Source organism: Bacteroidota bacterium, assembly GCA_016720935.1.
In the GTDB taxonomy this organism is placed as follows: Bacteria; Bacteroidota; Bacteroidia; order AKYH767-A; family 2013-40CM-41-45; genus JADKJP01.
Genome location: JADKJP010000005.1, coordinates 117,608 through 134,982 on the forward strand (window position 1 = coordinate 117,608; position 17,375 = coordinate 134,982).

At 42.7% G+C, this 17,375-nt stretch carries 15 protein-coding genes; 5 read left to right on the forward strand and 10 right to left on the reverse strand.

All coding sequences use genetic code 11. The features are described from left to right. Positions 1–64: 64 nt before the first annotated feature. Positions 65–847 (reverse strand): hypothetical protein, encoded by a 783-nt coding sequence (locus IPP86_07130; GenBank protein MBL0138286.1) that lies wholly within the window; start codon positions 845–847, stop codon positions 65–67. A gap of 295 nt (positions 848–1,142) precedes the next feature. Here IPP86_07130 and IPP86_07135 point away from each other — a divergent pair, with 295 nt between their 5' ends. Next, a complete protein-coding gene (locus IPP86_07135) occupies positions 1,143–2,075 on the forward strand; it encodes a class I SAM-dependent methyltransferase (GenBank protein MBL0138287.1) in 933 nt (310 codons plus the stop codon). Between the two features lie 70 nt (positions 2,076–2,145). Here the strand turns inward: IPP86_07135 and IPP86_07140 are convergent, their stop codons facing one another. After that, positions 2,146–2,514 carry a four helix bundle protein gene (locus IPP86_07140; GenBank protein MBL0138288.1) on the reverse strand — a complete coding sequence of 123 codons (369 nt, stop codon included), beginning with the start codon at positions 2,512–2,514 and terminating at the stop codon, positions 2,146–2,148. Between the two features lie 207 nt (positions 2,515–2,721). Between IPP86_07140 and IPP86_07145 the strand changes: the two genes are divergently transcribed. Together IPP86_07145 and IPP86_07150 are read left to right on the forward strand one after the other, a co-directional pair. Beyond that, positions 2,722–6,111: a DUF4175 domain-containing protein gene (locus IPP86_07145; GenBank protein MBL0138289.1), complete on the forward strand. Its 3,390-nt coding sequence runs from the start codon at positions 2,722–2,724 to the stop codon at positions 6,109–6,111. A 10-nt stretch (positions 6,112–6,121) separates the two neighbouring features. After that, on the forward strand, positions 6,122–6,541 hold the full coding sequence (locus IPP86_07150; protein MBL0138290.1) for an ATP-binding protein: 420 nt from the start codon (positions 6,122–6,124) through the stop codon (positions 6,539–6,541). 92 nt (positions 6,542–6,633) lie between these two features. Here the strand turns inward: IPP86_07150 and IPP86_07155 are convergent, their stop codons facing one another. After that, complete coding sequence (locus IPP86_07155) at positions 6,634–7,539, reverse strand: hypothetical protein (protein ID MBL0138291.1); 906 nt, start codon at positions 7,537–7,539, stop codon at positions 6,634–6,636. 76 nt (positions 7,540–7,615) lie between these two features. Here IPP86_07155 and ybeY point away from each other — a divergent pair, with 76 nt between their 5' ends. Beyond that, complete coding sequence (ybeY, locus tag IPP86_07160; protein MBL0138292.1) at positions 7,616–8,035, forward strand: rRNA maturation RNase YbeY; 420 nt, start codon at positions 7,616–7,618, stop codon at positions 8,033–8,035. Positions 8,036–8,287: 252 nt separating this feature from the next. Here the strand turns inward: ybeY and IPP86_07165 are convergent, their stop codons facing one another. After that, the gene (locus tag IPP86_07165) at positions 8,288–9,265 is read right to left on the reverse strand and encodes a hypothetical protein (GenBank protein ID MBL0138293.1); all 978 of its coding nucleotides are present in this window, start codon (positions 9,263–9,265) and stop codon (positions 8,288–8,290) included. A 78-nt stretch (positions 9,266–9,343) separates the two neighbouring features. Here IPP86_07165 and IPP86_07170 point away from each other — a divergent pair, with 78 nt between their 5' ends. After that, positions 9,344–9,511: a hypothetical protein gene (locus IPP86_07170; protein ID MBL0138294.1), complete on the forward strand. Its 168-nt coding sequence runs from the start codon at positions 9,344–9,346 to the stop codon at positions 9,509–9,511. 273 nt (positions 9,512–9,784) lie between these two features. Here the strand turns inward: IPP86_07170 and purD are convergent, their stop codons facing one another. From purD to IPP86_07200, 6 genes are all read right to left on the reverse strand, one after another. Beyond that, complete coding sequence (gene purD / locus IPP86_07175) at positions 9,785–11,065, reverse strand: phosphoribosylamine--glycine ligase (GenBank protein MBL0138295.1); 1,281 nt, start codon at positions 11,063–11,065, stop codon at positions 9,785–9,787. Between the two features lie 198 nt (positions 11,066–11,263). Next, a complete protein-coding gene (locus IPP86_07180; protein MBL0138296.1) occupies positions 11,264–11,776 on the reverse strand; it encodes a response regulator in 513 nt (170 codons plus the stop codon). Between the two features lie 5 nt (positions 11,777–11,781). Further along, positions 11,782–12,906 carry an undecaprenyl/decaprenyl-phosphate alpha-N-acetylglucosaminyl 1-phosphate transferase gene (locus IPP86_07185; protein MBL0138297.1) on the reverse strand — a complete coding sequence of 375 codons (1,125 nt, stop codon included), beginning with the start codon at positions 12,904–12,906 and terminating at the stop codon, positions 11,782–11,784. After that, positions 12,903–14,117 (reverse strand): DUF1972 domain-containing protein, encoded by a 1,215-nt coding sequence (locus IPP86_07190; protein ID MBL0138298.1) that lies wholly within the window; start codon positions 14,115–14,117, stop codon positions 12,903–12,905. Before IPP86_07190 ends, IPP86_07185 begins: the two co-directional genes overlap by 4 nt. 12 nt (positions 14,118–14,129) lie before the next feature. Next, positions 14,130–14,498 (reverse strand): hypothetical protein, encoded by a 369-nt coding sequence (locus tag IPP86_07195; protein MBL0138299.1) that lies wholly within the window; start codon positions 14,496–14,498, stop codon positions 14,130–14,132. Between the two features lie 27 nt (positions 14,499–14,525). Continuing rightward, positions 14,526–17,195 (reverse strand): T9SS type A sorting domain-containing protein, encoded by a 2,670-nt coding sequence (locus tag IPP86_07200; protein MBL0138300.1) that lies wholly within the window; start codon positions 17,193–17,195, stop codon positions 14,526–14,528. Positions 17,196–17,375 lie beyond the last annotated feature (180 nt).

Here is a 17,375-nt window from a genome sequence, read left to right on the forward strand (position 1 = left end):
GTCCCAAGTCCCTTCGTCCCTCTTTAAATAAAGGTCACCCGTCCCATCGTCCCCCGTCCCCTAATTAAAGATCATTGTGATCCATTACCGATGGCTCCGGAATTTTTACTTCGGATTTAACGGGGATACCGCCTTCGGAGATGGCAAAAGATGAAGGACTGTCTGATAAGGAAGAAGCATTTACCGGTTCTTTGGATTCGATAAAGGCTGTACCTGCTGCAGTGATTTCATAAGATCCCTTTTTTCTGGCTCCTGTGAAACGAATGAGGCCGAATTTCTTCAAAGCTGAAACATATCGGGCACCCGTAACACCGCCCACTCCGGTAAGGTTGAACAATTCCGCAGCTCTGAGAGATTTGTTGTTGTACAGGTGAACCATCATCAATACCTGTTTGCGCAGGTTCGGAGCATTCAATGCGACCTGACCCGGGAATCCTCTCCAGCGATCATAAAGAACATCCAGGTCAAATTGCGAGGATGGATCCAAAACTGAATGATGGGTTTTTAAAGTATCATTATACGGACTTAAATAGTCATTGCCTCTGTTTCCAGGATCATTACCTGTTGAAATGGCACTATCTGTACGTTTTCTCAGACGATCATTCAGCTGAAGCATATTGCCGTTGATCAGCTGTAACTCCTCAATCCGGATATGCAGATCGTCGATGATCTTTTGCAAATCATCCACGCGTTTCAACATCTTCCCATTTCTGATCATCAAATGGTTGTATTGATGATACAATTCCTCATTTTCCTGAGTTAACTGATTTATCAGTTTTTGCTGATTTTCTACTTTCAGTTGCAGGTTTTCAATAGTCATTTGTGAATCAGTGTGTTCCGAAGACATCTTTTGAGATTATTTGAGGTTTTAATGATGGTATAAATGTAGAGCAGATATTCAAAAGTGCAAGGGGTTTGGGAAATAATTTTCGTGCGGGAGGGAGGGGATGAGTTGGGAGTTATGAGTTGGGAGTTATGAATTATGAATTATGGGCTGGGAAAGGGAAATGGACGGTGTTATGGTTGGGAATTTGGTGGTTTTTGACTTTTAATTTTTGACTTTTGACTTATTTTCAAAGAAGCCTTATGAAAAAACGTCCCCCGCCCCTCGTCCCCCGCCCCTAATTTTCTACTTTCGTGCAATGCAACTACTCACTCCCACCCATTTCCCCGACTACGAACTGATCGATTGTGGGAATTTTGAGAAACTGGAAAGATTTGGAAAGTACGTTACCATCAGGCCTGAACCACAGGCTGTTTGGGATCCGAAATTGTCGCAGAAAGAATGGGAGAAAAAAGCGCATGTCCGCTTTGTTGCGAATTCCAGCTCATCAGGAACCTGGAAAAAGCTGAAAGAAATGCCGGATCGCTGGACGATTGAATACCCCTTGGAAATTCAAAAGTTAAAAGGCAAAAGTCAAAAAGCAGAGGCAGAATCGTCCCCCGCCCCTCGTCCCTCGACACTTCCTATAAAATTTCGTCTCTCCCTCACCTCTTTCAAGCACGTTGGAATTTTTCCCGAGCAGGCTTGTAACTGGGATTACATAGCGGAAAGTATTTCCTCCTTCAAAACTCCGGAACCAAAAATCCTGAATCTCTTTGCCTATACCGGGGGAGCATCTCTTGCCGCGAAAGCTTCCGGAGCGGATGTGATTCACCTCGACTCTGTCAAACAAGTGGTTTCCTGGGCAAGAGAAAATATGGAGCTCAGCAATCTGGATAACATCCGTTGGGTTGTAGAAGACGCGCTCACCTTTGTGAAACGTGAAGTGAAGCGTGGTAAAAAATACAATGGAATCATCCTCGATCCACCGGCTTACGGTCATGGAACTGACGGTGAGCGATGGAAGCTCGAAGATTCTATCAATGAAATGATGAAACTGGTGACCACACTTCTCGACGACCAGGAGCATTTTCTCATTCTGAACACCTATTCCCTCGGATTCTCCTCTCTTATCATAGAAAATCTTTTATCCGGATCCAAAGGCCTGAACACCGGCGAACTCTATCTCCAGGCTACTTCCGGGCATAAGTTGCCGTTGGGAGTTTTTGGCCGGTTTATTAAGAACACTTAAGATAATTTTCACGCAAAGGCGCAAAGGACGCAAGTTGGTTGTTGGTTGTTGGTTGTTGGTTGAGAAAAATTTACACTTTTTGATCCAATTTTTCAAGGTATTTAATAAAACCTTTTAGTAGTCTTTTACATCGATGACAATCTGAAAGTAATTCATCTACTTCTTCTTTTGTCAGGTAATTGAAATCAAGAGATAAGTACAATGCAGTTTCCAATTCGTTCAGTGATCCGTTTGAAATGTGCATGAAATGCAGCACATCTTTTTTGTGATATCTGCCACAACCTTCAGCAATATTGAGTATGATTGAAACCGCACATCTTCTTGTTTGAGAAGTCAATCCAAATATTTCTTCTTTAGGGAATTTTCTGGTCCCTTCGTAAACCTTTTTTATCAGTTTACGTGTATGAATCCAAACATCCAGGTCAGTATAAGAAAGCATATCATTTATTTGGCCCACAAGGAATCCAAAAATTAACAGACTCCCAACCGCGTAAATTGAGGATTTTTAACTAAATTTTAACATTGTTCAGGTTATCGAGGACACCCTTCCAACAACCAAAAACCGACAACCAGCAACCTCCCGGGAGCCAATATCCGTGAACGTCTGACGTTACTTTACTATCTTTGTAAATATCGATTTCAACAGATGCAAGATAACTATCAGGTCCTAATCCATAAGCTGGACGCTTTCATCCGGAAGTTCTACAAAAACCAGTTGGTTCGTGGGGCGATCTATGCTTTTACGCTGAGTCTGGCTTTTTACCTGCTCATCACTTCACTGGAATACTTCGGACATTTCAATACTACACTCCGCACTGTTTTCTTTTATTCATTCATCGCCGGAATCCTTTTTATCCTCGGCCGTTTTGTGATACTACCACTGATGCACCTCTATCGTATCGGTAAATTAATTTCTCACGAACAGGCCGCTGAAATTATCGGAAAACATTTTACCAATGTGGAAGACAAATTGTTGAATGTACTCCAATTGAAAAAGCAAGCGGATGAGGGACGGGAGACGGGGGACGGGGGACGGATTGGGGCTAATGCGATCCATACCGATCTGATCGAAGCGAGTATCAATCAAAAAGCGGAAGAGCTGAAACCTGTTCCATTTGTCAGCGCGATCAATATTGGTGAGAACAAACGTTATGCGCGTTACGCGCTCATTCCACTCTTCGCTTTGGTGGTGATTTTATTTACCGCGCCATCACTCATCAAAGACAGTACACGTCGTTTGATCGAGCACGGAACTTATTTTGAAAAACCCGCTCCTTTCGTTTTCGAAGTACTCAACAAAGAATTGAAAGCGATTCAGCAACAGGACTACCAATTGGATGTTCATGTGAACGGAAAAGAAGTTCCTGCTGAAGCATTTATTGAAATCGGTGAAAATCAGTTTAAGCTGGAGAAAGAAAACCTCACCTCCTTTCATTATACGTTCCGCAATCTTCAGAAGACTGAAACATTCCGCCTCTTCGCTGATGGATTTTATTCACCGGAATACACTCTGGAAGCATTACCCAATCCGGTTCTGATGAATTTCCAGGTGAGTCTCAGTTATCCTGCTTACCTGCACAAGGCGGATGAAAATCTCGAAAACACAGGTGATCTTGTTATACCGGCGGGAACGAAAGTCAACTGGACTTTCAACACACAAAACACTGAAGCCATCCGCATGTCTTTCCAGGATACGACGGTTAAACTGAATCGTATCGGAGAAAATGTGTTCAATTTTTCAAGGAAATTTTTCCGGAACGATGGTTATACTGTCACCAACAGCAACGCATTCCTCAGCAACAAAGACTCGATGCATTTTGGAATTTCAGTGATTCCGGATTTGTATCCAAGCATTTCTGTAGAACAACAAAAGGATTCTTTCTCTACCAAACGTTCCTTCTTCAAAGGACTGATCAAAGACGACTACGGATTTACAAAACTTTCGTTCAATTATCATTTCCTGAAAACAGCTGATTCCAGTCTGAATAAAAATAAGTCTTATACCGAAACCATTCCCTTCAATAGAAATACCACAACCGATCAATTTTTCTACTATTGGGATTTAGCGAATGTGAACATCGGCGCCGGTGATGAAATCGAATTCTATTTTGAAGTTGCGGATAACGACGGTCTCACCGGTCCAAAAACTACTCGTTCACAAACACAGGTATTCAAAGCTCCTTCTCTGAAAGAAATCGAAGAGAACAAGGAAAAGAATAACGAGTCAATAAAGAATGATCTGAAAGAGAGTATCGCGCTGGCGAAATCACTTCAGAAGGATCTGAGTGAACTCACCAAAAAGCTCATGGATAAAAAAGAAATGAGCTGGGAAGAAAAGAAGAAAGCGGAAGAGCTTTTGAAAAAGCAACAGGAACTCGAGAAAAAACTCGCTGAACTGCGCGCGAAAAACGAAAAGAAAAACAAAGAAGAACAAGAGTATAAAAAAGTAAATGAAGATATCCTTGAGAAGCAAAATCAATTGCAGGCGCTCATGGATAAACTGATGACTCCTGAATTGCAAAAGCTGATGGATGAACTCCAGAAATTAATGGAGAACGCCGTAGACAAGGATAAGATGCAGGAGCAATTGGGACAAATGAAACTCGACAATAAAGACCTTCAGAAAGAACTGGAGCGTACGATCGAGATTTTCAAAAAGATGGAATTCGAACAGAAACTTGATGAAAATATCGAGAAGCTGAATGAGCTTGCAAAAAAACAAGACGATCTCTCCAAACAGTCTGAAGATAAAAACGCCGACAGCAAAGATCTCAAGGATAAACAGGATCAGCTGAATAAAGAATTCGAAGATTTTCGCAAGGACATGGACGAGCTTGAGAAGAAAAACGAAGCGCTGGAAAAAAAGGAGGATCTTCCCAATACCGATAAAGAAGAACAGGACATTCAGAGTGAAATGCAGAACAGTTCTGAATCTCTCGACAGCAAGAAAAACGGCAAAGCTTCAAAGTCACAGAAAAATGCCGCGCAAAAGATGGATCAGATGGCTCAGCAGATGGGAAAAATGCAACAACAAATGCAGCAGGAACAGGCGGAAGAAGACATGAAAGCCATGCGTGCTTTGTTGGAAAACCTGCTTCGCTTGTCCTTTGATCAGGAGAAAGTGATGCAGGATTTGCGGACTATGGACATCAACAATCCGCAGTACCTGAAGATGAGTCAGCAGCAAAGAAAACTGAAAGACGACGCGAAGATGATTGAGGATTCTTTATTCGCGTTGAGTAAACGTGTGATCCAGATCCAAAGTAAAGTAAACCAGGAAATCGCGGCGGTGAATCAGAACATGGACGAAGCCCTCAGCAATCTTGAAGATCGTTCCGTTTCACAAGCCCGGAGTCGTCAACAATTTGTGATGACCGCGGTGAACAATCTCACCCTGATGCTCAGCGAAGCTTTGCAGCAAATGCAACAACAGCAGGCCAGTGCCATGCCGTCAGCAGCGTGTAAAAAACCTGGCAACAAAAACCCTTCTCTGGCCGAACTCCGGAAAATGCAGGAAGAGCTCAATAAAAATATGCAGAAGGCAAAAGAGCAGATGAAAAAGGAAGGCAATAAGCCAAAACCCGGAAAACCCGGACAGCAGGGTCAGGGAATGAGCGAACAACTGGCGAAAATGGCGGCTGAGCAGGAATATATCCGTAATGAATTGCAAAAACTTAATCTTCAGGAAAATAAGGACGGAAAGAACACCCTCGGCAACCTTCAGGACGTAGCCAATCGCATGGAAGAAACTGAGAGAGACATCGTAAATCGCATGATTTCTGAAGAAACCCTGAAACGCCAGCAGGACATCCTTACCCGCCTGTTAGAGAGCGAGAAAGCCGAGCGGGAAAGGGATCAGGACGAGCAGCGGAAATCCGAAGAAGCAAAAAATTTACAGCATCGTAACCCTTCCGAATTTGAAGAGTATAAAAGATTAAAGTTAAAGGAAATGGAGCTGCTGCGGACCGTTCCGCCATCTCTGAATTCCTATTATAAACAGAAGGTCAACGAATATTTCCAATCACTTGAAAAATAGTTCACTAGATATGTCCGTGGACGGAGAAAGCCAGACTTTGAAACTACAATCCAACCCAGAGAGTATATCTGTCGTCGAGCGGATGATAGACGATGTTCGCAGCAAATACAATGTTAGCGAGGACATGTTTGGTAACATGCTGGTTGCCGTAACAGAAGCGGTGACCAATGCCATTTACCATGGCAACAAATCGGATCCTCATAAAAACATCAGTGTTTCTTTCGCGCACAATCACAATGCAATCACTGTGACTATCGCCGACGAAGGTCCGGGCTTCGATTATTACAATCTCCCCGATCCTACCGCGCCTGAAAATCTTGAAAAAGAATGTGGCCGCGGAATTTTTCTGATGAAGCATCTTACCGATCAGCTCATCTTCTCAGAAAACGGACGCGTGGTTGAGATGAATTTTAAATTGGGAAATAATTAAGTCCAAATACGTTTTGGTTAGACGGAAAGAGGGAGACAGAAGTCTTACCTCCTTTTTTGGCCAACTTGTTCCCTCGCAAAGGGCGCAAAGGTTCAAGGCATCTTTCGATGTACAATTATTCCTGCACGTATTCCCTGGTAAGGAAAATCATTCAGGCCCCACTGATACCAGAGCTTCCAGTCGACAAATTTGTTTTTGTATTTGAAAATGGCACGATAAACCATCGGCTTGTCTCCGATATCCAGGTAACCGGAATATCCTCCGAATTGCTGCGAGATTGAAATCTTTTTTGAATTGAAATCCAGTCCGGCTCCATACAATAATGCATCGTTTTGTAAATGCTGGATGTCGTAGGTTTGATACGAATAGAAACCGCCCATCACATAAGGACGGAGCGTGAATTCCTTTTCTTTATTCAGTAAAATATTTTTTCCAAAAGAAAGATCCATAAAATATCCGGCAGCATCGGTATAGCGGGCATCGCGGAGGCGTGTTCCGGATGCGGAGCGGAAGGCAAGTTCAAGACTGATGTCCGGCCATTTCTCTTTGCCACTGAGAATTGCAATGTGTGTGGAAAAATAAATATCTCCACCGGCGCCTCCTTTCCCGCTCCGGGTGCGGGCTGCACGCACATCACGGGTTGCGGTATCCATTTCGAAGGATTCGATCGGCACAACATAGAGTTCCAGACCTACTTTGTCTTCATGCAAAGGAATATATACTCGTGAAAAAAGATCTTTGGTTTTATCGCCGGTGCTGAACTGATATCCTGCCAGTTGTTCCACCTGGATTTCATCGGATAATTTTGCATTCTGAATTTCCGGAACAGGCAATGCATTCGGGCCCATGAAAGCCGGAGAAATGGTCATGTATTGTTCCCAGCTGGTATGTCCGTCCCAGTGATGAATAGTATTCCACCAGCTGAAATCCTCACCGGTTTGAGCTGTTGCGCACACTGAGAACAAAAGCAAGAGAAAGGAATTACAGATTTTCCGCATGCAATGGAATCTTTTTTCAAATGTACAAAGCTCCGCGAGATATCATTTGCTATTTTCGTGACATAATGGAAAGAAAATGAACATACATTTTTTCAAAGAAGAAGTAAAATTCCGTTTTCTGCATCAGGACGGGCTCAGGAAATGGATCATCAAGGCGATTCGTTCGGAAGGATACAAACTGGAGAATTTAAACTTCATTTTTTGCAGCGATAAAAAGCTGTTGCAGATGAATAAGGATTATCTGAAACACAATTATTATACTGACATCATCACCTTCGACAATTCTTCAGAGAAGAAAACTGTGGAAGGGGATATTTTTATTAGTGTAGAAACGGTGTTGACGAATTCGAAAAGATTCAAAACTACTTTTCAGGATGAATTGCATCGGGTGATGATTCATGGTGTGCTTCATTTGCTGGGCTATTCCGACAAGAATCCTAAATCCCAGGCTGAGATGCGCAAGATGGAAGACAAGTGGCTTGATAAGCGGGGTTAGACATTTCTTGCCATCATTTCTCTCATCATTCATTTGTACGTGATGAGTCGTTTTGTGGAAAGAATTCATCCGAGATTTTTATTGCCACGAATGCACGAATGTTTTTTTTATTGCCACGAATGCACGAATGTTTTTTTATTGCGGATTACCCGGTAATTTAACCCCGGTCGAAGCGAGGGACGAGCGGAGAACGGGCGGGGCGGGATTAAATGGAACAAGAGTGTCGTTCCAAAATTTTTTTTCTAAAAAAGTTTAGAAGTGATTCCACAACACTGCTCCGACAAAAATCCAGAGCAACAGTTCCGCGAACCACAATCTCTTTTTTGCGGAAACAAAATAGTAGGCGTAAAAAATCGCGAAGGGGATCGCGAAGGACGCGAAATGGATCCATTCAATTTTGTGAATGAGCAGGACCGCCGCACCATTGATCAGTAAAAATAAAAATATGATTTGCTGGTAGGTTCGGGTGCGAATGATGTTTTTGTAATAATTGCTCCGGAGTTTCAGCAAAGACAAGAGGAGTAAACCTCCCATCACCATCAACAGGACTTCTTCCGCGAGGGAGAATTGCATACTCAGCTGTGGCCAGAGGTGTTTGAATTTTCCGATGTAAGATTTCCAGAATTCGATGAGTCCTTGTTCCCAGAAAAAATAAACGCTGATAAAAAAATAAGGCAAGCCAAACGCGATGAGCATCACCAGCCATTCTTTCCAACTGAAAGGTCGGAGCAAACTAACGGCGAGCAACAGTAACAAATACACCGGCAGGGCGGGTAAATAAATCAATGCGGCGATTGCCAGTAAAAATCCGCTGTCGAACAATGCACGTATCGGACTTTCATTTTTGAAAAGAGAAAATATCTTGTCGAACACGCGGAGAAAAATCAGGTTCACAAAATGCACCGGATGAATCTCGAGTAAAACCGAAGAAGCTGAGATTGCCAACACAAAACAAAGCGAAGGCAAATAGGAGTTTTTGTAAAGTACTTCGTGACGGTTCAGGAGCAGGTTCAAATAGATGGCTTCCAGGCTGATCAGTCCGGCCAACAGTATATACCTGAGGAAAGCGGGCAGACTTTCCATCAGTCCGGCTATGATTCCCCACAAAGGCATGGCAGTTTCATCGTTCAGCACGGTGATATTGAGCGCCTTTTGTCCCCATAAGATCAAGACGATGAAGGGGATAACAATCAGGGCTGCCGGCTGGGGCGATTTGAAAAAGCGAATCATTGACGCTAAAAGTATAGAATTTTAAGTGTTGAAAATCCGGATTTCCTTCTATATTTGCCCCAGAAATCAACACATCACATGGACGGATTCTGGTACTTCCTCGGCGACTTCTTTAACGGCATCTTCAAAATGGTGCCATTTATGGGACTTTGGTTCAACAAGTTCCTGATTGTCATTGGCTTCATCGCTTTTTTCGCATGGCTCAATTACATGCGTCAACACCAAGAAGTGGAGAAGTTCGACTAAAAATTTTCAGGCCTTGCCTGTAAAAATCCTGCCACTTTATTGGGGTGGGATTTTTTATTTGATAGTAGTTATTAGGTTATTAAGTTATTTGTGGTCCTTCTAATGAGTGTGGAATTATAAAAGCATAAAGTTTTATAAATAGAGGTTATTAATTTAGCGAGACATTAATTAGAACAGGCACAAATAACTTAATAACCTAATAACTCAATAACCTATAACTAAGATGTTGGTCACCAATTAAAACTCCGTCGGCATTAGAATACCCACACTACCTTAATCCGAAATCAAATCCATCCCAATATCTTTTCTGTTGTAGGCTCCGTCAAAAGAAATCTTCGAGATATTTTTATAGGATTTTTCTCTTGCTTCGGAAATGTTCGCGCCAAAGGAAGTAATTGCAAGTACTCTTCCTCCGGCGGAAGTGATGTCGTGATCTTTCTTCGCAGTACCTGCATGAAAAACCAGACTGTCCTGAACATTTTCAATTCCACGAATGATTTTTCCTTTTTGATAATCTCCGGGATAACCTCCGCTCACCATCATCACCGTGACTGCTGTACGTGGATCCACTTTCAATTCAACTTGGGAGAGTTTTCCTTTACCGGTAGCGAAAAGTAATTCCACCAGATCCGTTTGTATTCGTGGTATCACTACTTCCGTTTCCGGATCGCCCATGCGTACATTGTATTCAATTACGAAAGGCTCTCCTCCCACATTCATCAGTCCGATAAAAATAAATCCAACGTAATGGATTCCATCTTCGGCTAATCCTTTTACGGTTGGGAGGACAATGCGTTCCTCCACTTTTTTAAGAAACTGTTCATCCGCGAAGGGTACGGGTGACACTGCTCCCATTCCACCGGTATTCAATCCTGTATCACCATCGCCAATACGTTTATAGTCTTTCGCGGAAGGAAGGAGTTTGTAGGATTTTCCATCGGTCAGAACAAAAACAGAAAGTTCGATTCCTTTTAGAAATTCTTCGATAACCACCTTCTCGCTGGCTGCGCCAAACTTTGCTTGACCGAGCATTTCATCCAGTTCACGATCCGCATCTTCAAGAGTTGTTGGTATAACAACGCCTTTACCTGCAGCAAGTCCGTCCGCTTTCAAGACAAAAGGTGGAGAAAGTGTGCGAAGAAATTTTTTCGCCTGTGCTAATTCTTCTTTGGTAAATGTCTGATACGCTGCTGTCGGAATTCCATGGCGTTTCATAAACGCTTTCGCGAAATCTTTGCTTCCCTCCAATTCCGCTCCGGTCTGAACAGGACCGATGACAGGAATTTTGTGCAGGACAGGATCAGCCAGAAAAAAATCATGAATTCCTTTTACGAGCGGTTCTTCCGGACCAACCACAACCAGGTGAATATCCTCTTCCATCACGAGTTTACGGATGCCCTGGAAATCAGAAACACCAATGCCCACATTCACACCGCATTCCGCTGTTCCCGCATTTCCTGGAGCGATGAACAGATGATCACAATGTTTGCTTTGTTTCATTTGCCAGGCCAGCGCGTGTTCACGACCACCTGAACCGAGAAGAAGAATATTCATACCGGGAGAAATCGGAGAATCAGGAATGATTCAAATTGGTTTTCCGATGCCCAAAAATAGATATAAAATCATCAATGAAGAGGTCTGAATTTTCATTCTGATAAATAAAAAAACCTGCTTCATACGGAGCAGGTTTGAGGGCGTGGGGGCGCAACCGGGGGAATTCAAAAAATTGGGGGTAGGGGGTAAATTTCTATGTTAATGGATAAAGCGGAAACTCAGCGCAACCAGGACTACAATTCCAAATAAAGTCCATGCAAAACGACGGTTCTGCTTTTTCACTGTAGTTTGCAGTGATTTTACTTCGTTACGGATTGACAATACACCGTTCAGGTTGTTCATGACTTTGTCCAGATTATCAAAGGCCATATCATCTTTCAACACATAATCATAGGCGCCGATTTTTAACAAATCGACAACCTGTTTCACATCTTCCATTGAACTAAGCATCACGACAGCCTGCTCCGGATTTTTTTCTTTGATAATTTTCAGATAATCAAAACCGGTTTTCGCGGTATCATCGTCGACATTGAGATGAAAATCTAACAATACAACATCCGGGTTCTGATCAAATGCGAGCAAACAGTCTTCTCCATTATAAAACAATTTGATTTCACAATCGGGATACTGTGATAAATGATTTTCGATCATGGAAGCATACATACGATTGTCTTCCACTACAAATATTTTTTTACTTTTTTGCGTATTCATAAAGGTCATGCGTTCAAAATGTGTTTAATAAACTGATTCGACTTTTTGTACTGAGCGATATCACGTGAAGCGGTAGCGAGCTGTTTGCGAGAACGCAGAACATACACGATCGTGAGTATTTCAGCGAGAGCAACGGCGCAGCAAAAGATCAGCACAGCAGTCAGGGTGGTATTGAGTTCCTGTAAAAACCAGGAAAGTGCGGTAAAGAGCAGCGCGGTGGAATACATGGTAATGCAGATTCCAATCGCGTTGAAATTATTTTTCTGGAGCAAATGATGTAAATGTCTTCTGTCGGCACGGAAAGGAGAATGTCCTTTGCAAATGCGAATCGTGAAGACACGAATTGTATCAAATACAGGAAGGAACAGGAATCCTACAAGCAGACTGAATGGATTGACAATACCAAGTGGCTCAAGAACTGATGAAGGAATCGAAAGAAAACGAATTCCAAATATCGCGAGCAGGAAACCGAGCATCAGAGAACCGGTATCGCCCATAAAGATTTTGGCCGGGTTGAAATTGAATTTCAAAAACCCAAGCAGAGAAGCGGCTAGAATAAAACTTAGCGCGCAGAAAAATAATTCTCCGCTGAGATAAAACAGGATTCCGAAAGATATCGAGGCGAGACATGATAATCCGGCCGCGAGCCCATCAACACCATCGATCAGGTTGTAGGCATTGATCACAGCGGTGACAAATACAATCGTTACAAGGTATTGTGAAAGGAGAGGTAATTCGTGTAAACCAAAAAATCCATGTAAATCCGTGACACGGAAACCGCCGACTGCTGCCAGCACGACTACGATAAGCTGGAAGAAATATTTTTTTCCTGCGCTCAAGGCACGGATATCGTCCCACAAACCGGTGGCGAATAAAACAATCGTTGCAGGAAACAGGTATTTCACCTGGTCAAAACTTCCGGAACCGATCCAGAAGAATCCCACTGTCGCGAAGGACAGGAAGATGGCGATTCCTCCCATTGCGGGAATCGCTTCTTTGTGTTGTTTTCTCGCATCCGGCTGATCGAGCAGATTACGTTCCTTCGCTGCTGAAATCACAAAAGGAATCAGCAAACGTGTAATCACGTAGCTACTCAGGATGGAAAGTATGAGATAAGTAATTGTGTTCATGCCTGCGCGATTTTTCGTTCTTCAAAAACATTGCTTTGCTGAAGGTGACGCACACCCAGACGCAATGCTGTCTGCACCGGAATGGAAGCCACACGCGGAGTGATGGTTCGTTTTTCGAAGGCTGTATTAAGTACAAACCTGTAACGTTGTGCAATCGCCGGCCATGTATACCGACGGTTGGCAATAGCCTTCATCTCACGGCCCAGTGCTTCACGCTCTTCCGGTTTCACCTGTTGCAGCATCGACAAGAGTTCTGATTCGCTATGGAAATAGCGGGCTTTACCTTCTGTTGTGGCGCGGTTAAAATTCACATCGTAAGCGAAGACAGGCAATCCGAGATACATCGCTTCTACAAGAGAAGGATTTGTACCACCGGCGCTATGTCCATGGATGTACACAGTACAATTGGAACGGAGAATATTCAGTTCACGCTGATCATAAATCGGATCCAGTAGAATGAGATTTGAATTTGAGGAATATTTTTTCTTTAAACCACGGCTGTATTCGCTGTTGCTCCAGTTTCCAACCATCACGAGCGGGAAAGCGGAAAAATTCGCGAAGGCTTCCAATACCATGTGAATATTATTCTCCGGCTCTATCCTGCACACCTTGAAAGCATACGGACTGCTGAGAAATGGATATCGGGAAACATTGGAAGGAGAGATCGCTTCTGCAGCACAATGATCCGCTCCATAGGCGATCATGTGGCTGAGTGTTTTGTAGTGCATGGCAGTGTACCGCTGAATTGCCGCGTTGTCGGTGATATCCGCGTCGGAAAATTTCACCGCGCAGTATTCAGACAGTTTCAAAAATTTGCGTACCGGATAACTCCATTTCTGACGTCTCCATTCCATGCCATCGATGTTTACGATGATTTTTTTATTCGTAAACAGTTTAATGAATGGAAGAAGAATACAACCGCTGACTCCGAGAATTAATAATTTGTCCGCGTAACGCAACGCGTGAATAATGGAAATGATGTCATAGAAGATACTTTGCAGACCATTCGCGTTGAGCGGAAGGTATACCAGGCGGGCGCCATTGAATTGTTTTACCTGCTCATCTCGATGATAGTAGGATGAACTACAATAGACGGTAAGGTCGTAATCGTTGTGCAACTGATCAACGAGGTGATGCGCCAGTGTTTCAAATCCGCCGTAACGGGCGGGAACACCTGCAGTACCGATAATGGCAACTTTTGTCTTGGTCATAAATCGGTACTTTTATTTGTATTGGTTAAAAAAGAAATCAATCAACTGGCAAAGTTCCGTCTTCTCTACATTGGCTTTCCCGGCGGAATAAGACTGAATAGCCAGTTTCATTTCCTGAGTCGTGATGATTTGATTCTTGTCATTATCAAATTTTACAAATGCCTTTGGAAGCTCGCGTGTTCCTTCCATTCTATATACCTCCGGCAGAGGTTCTACCGGATGATCAATACTATTGGAAAAATCACGAATAGCTTCGAGTGAATTTGTTTCGAATTTTTTCGGAAACTCTTCTTTAGCTTTTGGGTTGTTATCAATTGCCTGCACTTGCAAAGTGAAAACAATTCCGGCAAGCGATAAGCCCAGTGTGTATATTAATTTCATCTTTTGTGCGTTTTAAAAATAAAAGGATCAGGGAAGGGTAATCAGTTTTTCCTGATAAAACTGACCATCGGCTACAACAGTTAAAATGTACATGCCGTTTCTCCCCAATTCCAATCCGTCGAGATGCAGGTTTCCGTCAAAAAGACTTCCCGGATAATTCCTTTGATACACTAGTGCGCCATCCGAACGTTTCACGCTGACTTCTACATTTTCAGAGCGGATGTTTGTCATTTGTATGTTCAGATCTGAACCTGTCACAGGGTTTGGAGAAACGGAGATTCCCGGTTTTTTCCCAAATTCAATTTTCACCGGATCACAATAGGTAAATGCACCATCATAATCCGTTTGTTTTAACCGGTAATAAGAAACCCCGAACAGAGGATTTTCATCGAAGGCGGTATAATTCAAAGTTGAAGTGCTGTTTCCCGCTCCACGAACAGATGCTACAGGAATATATTCCTGATTATTTGCAGAACGTTCAACTGTGAAATAGGAATTATCTATTTCAGATGCTGTGGTCCAGTCAAGTTTCACATCGTCATCCAAGCGTTCAGCAGTAAAGCTGACCAGCTCAACCGGCAAAGCATTACTACCACCCGTAGCGTTAGCCAGAGTAAAAACACTTCCCCAAGCATTGAATGACGAAGATGTAATGGATCCGGTTCCATTTGCAGTTCCGGTTCCATTACGGTTATACCATTGAGGTGAAATTCCTTCAGCAACACGTAAATTTAAACGGTCTGTTACTCCGTCGTCTGTACCATAATACAACTGAATTGTCGCTGAATTAAAAATACTTGATTTGGTATTGGTGATAAGCCAGTAACGGATATTTGAAACTGCGGATAAAGATGCAGGCAATGAATAACCAAGGGAACTAGCCGCTGTTTCAATCATTTCACCAATATAGTTTACACTGTCGTTGGTAGTATGTGACGGAGTAAGTACCATTGGTCTCCAATGACTTCCTTTCCCGAGAGGGAAATAACCAGCAGCTGCTGCAGACTGTCTGTAAATCTGATTCATCGGTCCGTCGATGAAGGAAGTTGAATTTCCAACATTCGCATTTGCTGATGAACCAATATTGATGATGTTGGTATAATCTGTATTGATGATTCCACTGGTCATCGACAAATAATTGTATACATAAACCGGAGTTGTAAGTGTAGCGCCGGCAGCATTGTTCATTGTAAGATTGTAAAACACAGGCATCACAGTTCCACTGATTTCCTGAGCTGCAGTACCATCTAAACTGACTGTTCCGGAACGGCAAACAAATGTTCCATCGTTGGTAAATGTGTTTGTGCCATCGTGTGTCCCGCGCAAACTCATGTTCTTGGAATTTCCTGCTGCACCGGCAATGGAACGAATATCAAAAGTAGTTCCTGCCTCGATGTCCAATCCCAGTAATCTGAAATTCGCTGTAGATCCATTGGAGGGTTGCAACTTGTTATTACTTGCTGCGGCTCCGGAAATACGGAACGCCGGATAAGTAGCGTTCGGAAATGGCTTGAAGTTAAAATTTGTATTGTTCGTAGTGCTGGCATTTCCGAACTGAACAACGCCTCCGGTAACATTCACCGTTCCAACATTACCACAAAAAGAAAAATCCATAATAGTTCCACCGGTTGTATTATTTTCTTCAATGGTAAATGTCCCACCACTCATTACAAAAGAACTTGCCGCGAGGTCTGTCATATAAAATACCTCTGTACTCACTCCGGTTGAACCGCAATTGATCAGCGCATCGCCTCCTGTCATTCTAAAACTGAAAGGCTCCGCGAAGGAACCAACTTTGAAACTGATACTTCCATATACTTTTAAAAGTCCGGCTGACACTTCAAGATAAGGTACAATTCCTGCGATTTGCTGGTCACTTCGAATACCTCCTGTGCCTGTAGTAGCTCCAACATTAACGGTACCCCCGGAAACATACAATCCACCTTGTAAATTCAAATATGTCGATGTCGGTGCAAAATTCAGAGTACCTGCACGGGCGTCAATATTTACATTTCCGATAAGAGTATAATCAGCAGATGGACCAAAAACATAAGTCCCTGAATTATTGTGAATAAATGTACCGTAGGTAAGATTCAGTGTGCGAGTTGCGGATTCGAAATTGTAATCCTGAACTTCCATGTAATAAGACTTGGAAGTAATTTTCACCATTGAAACAGAATTCAAATCCCAGGAACCTACACCTGAAACTACACTATTTGTTGCCCCTTGAAATGTCAAATTGACCAGATCATTTGAGTCATAATAAAAATCAACTTCTCCATTGTTTGTAAGGTCTCCGCTCAGGTATACCTGATGAGTGAGTGTACTATTATAAGTATATCTGAATTTTGCTCCATTGTAAACAGTAATGTTACCTGTAACTGTAAGCCAGTAAACAGCCAGGTTATAAAACTGAAGTTCGCCTGAGCTGCCTTGTCCAACAAAAATGTTTGCGACAGTTGTATTCGTATTAAAATACACGATATAACCATCTCCGATATATGCGTTGTCACCTGCCTGGGGATAGGTTCCTGTATTTGTTGCGTTACCATAAGTTACAGTCGACCACGTTGCAGGATTAGTCCAGAGACCTCCGCTGGTCCGGCTATAGTAGTTTGCACCTTTTGAACTTGTGAAGGCAAATAGAAATAAGGCCGTCACAACAAGGCATGAACAAAATTTCCTAAAATAATTCATAATACGGGAGGCTTTCATTTGGCTCTGCCATTTACCAGAGCCATGCCATCATGGAAAAACCGTGTTCTTAAGCCAATTTCAAGGTTTTCGATTTGAGAAAATTCCATTTACGGGAATTTTTTCTTTTATCAGGAAAATAACAGTGGAATCCAAAAAAAAGGGTTTGATAAAAAACGAAAA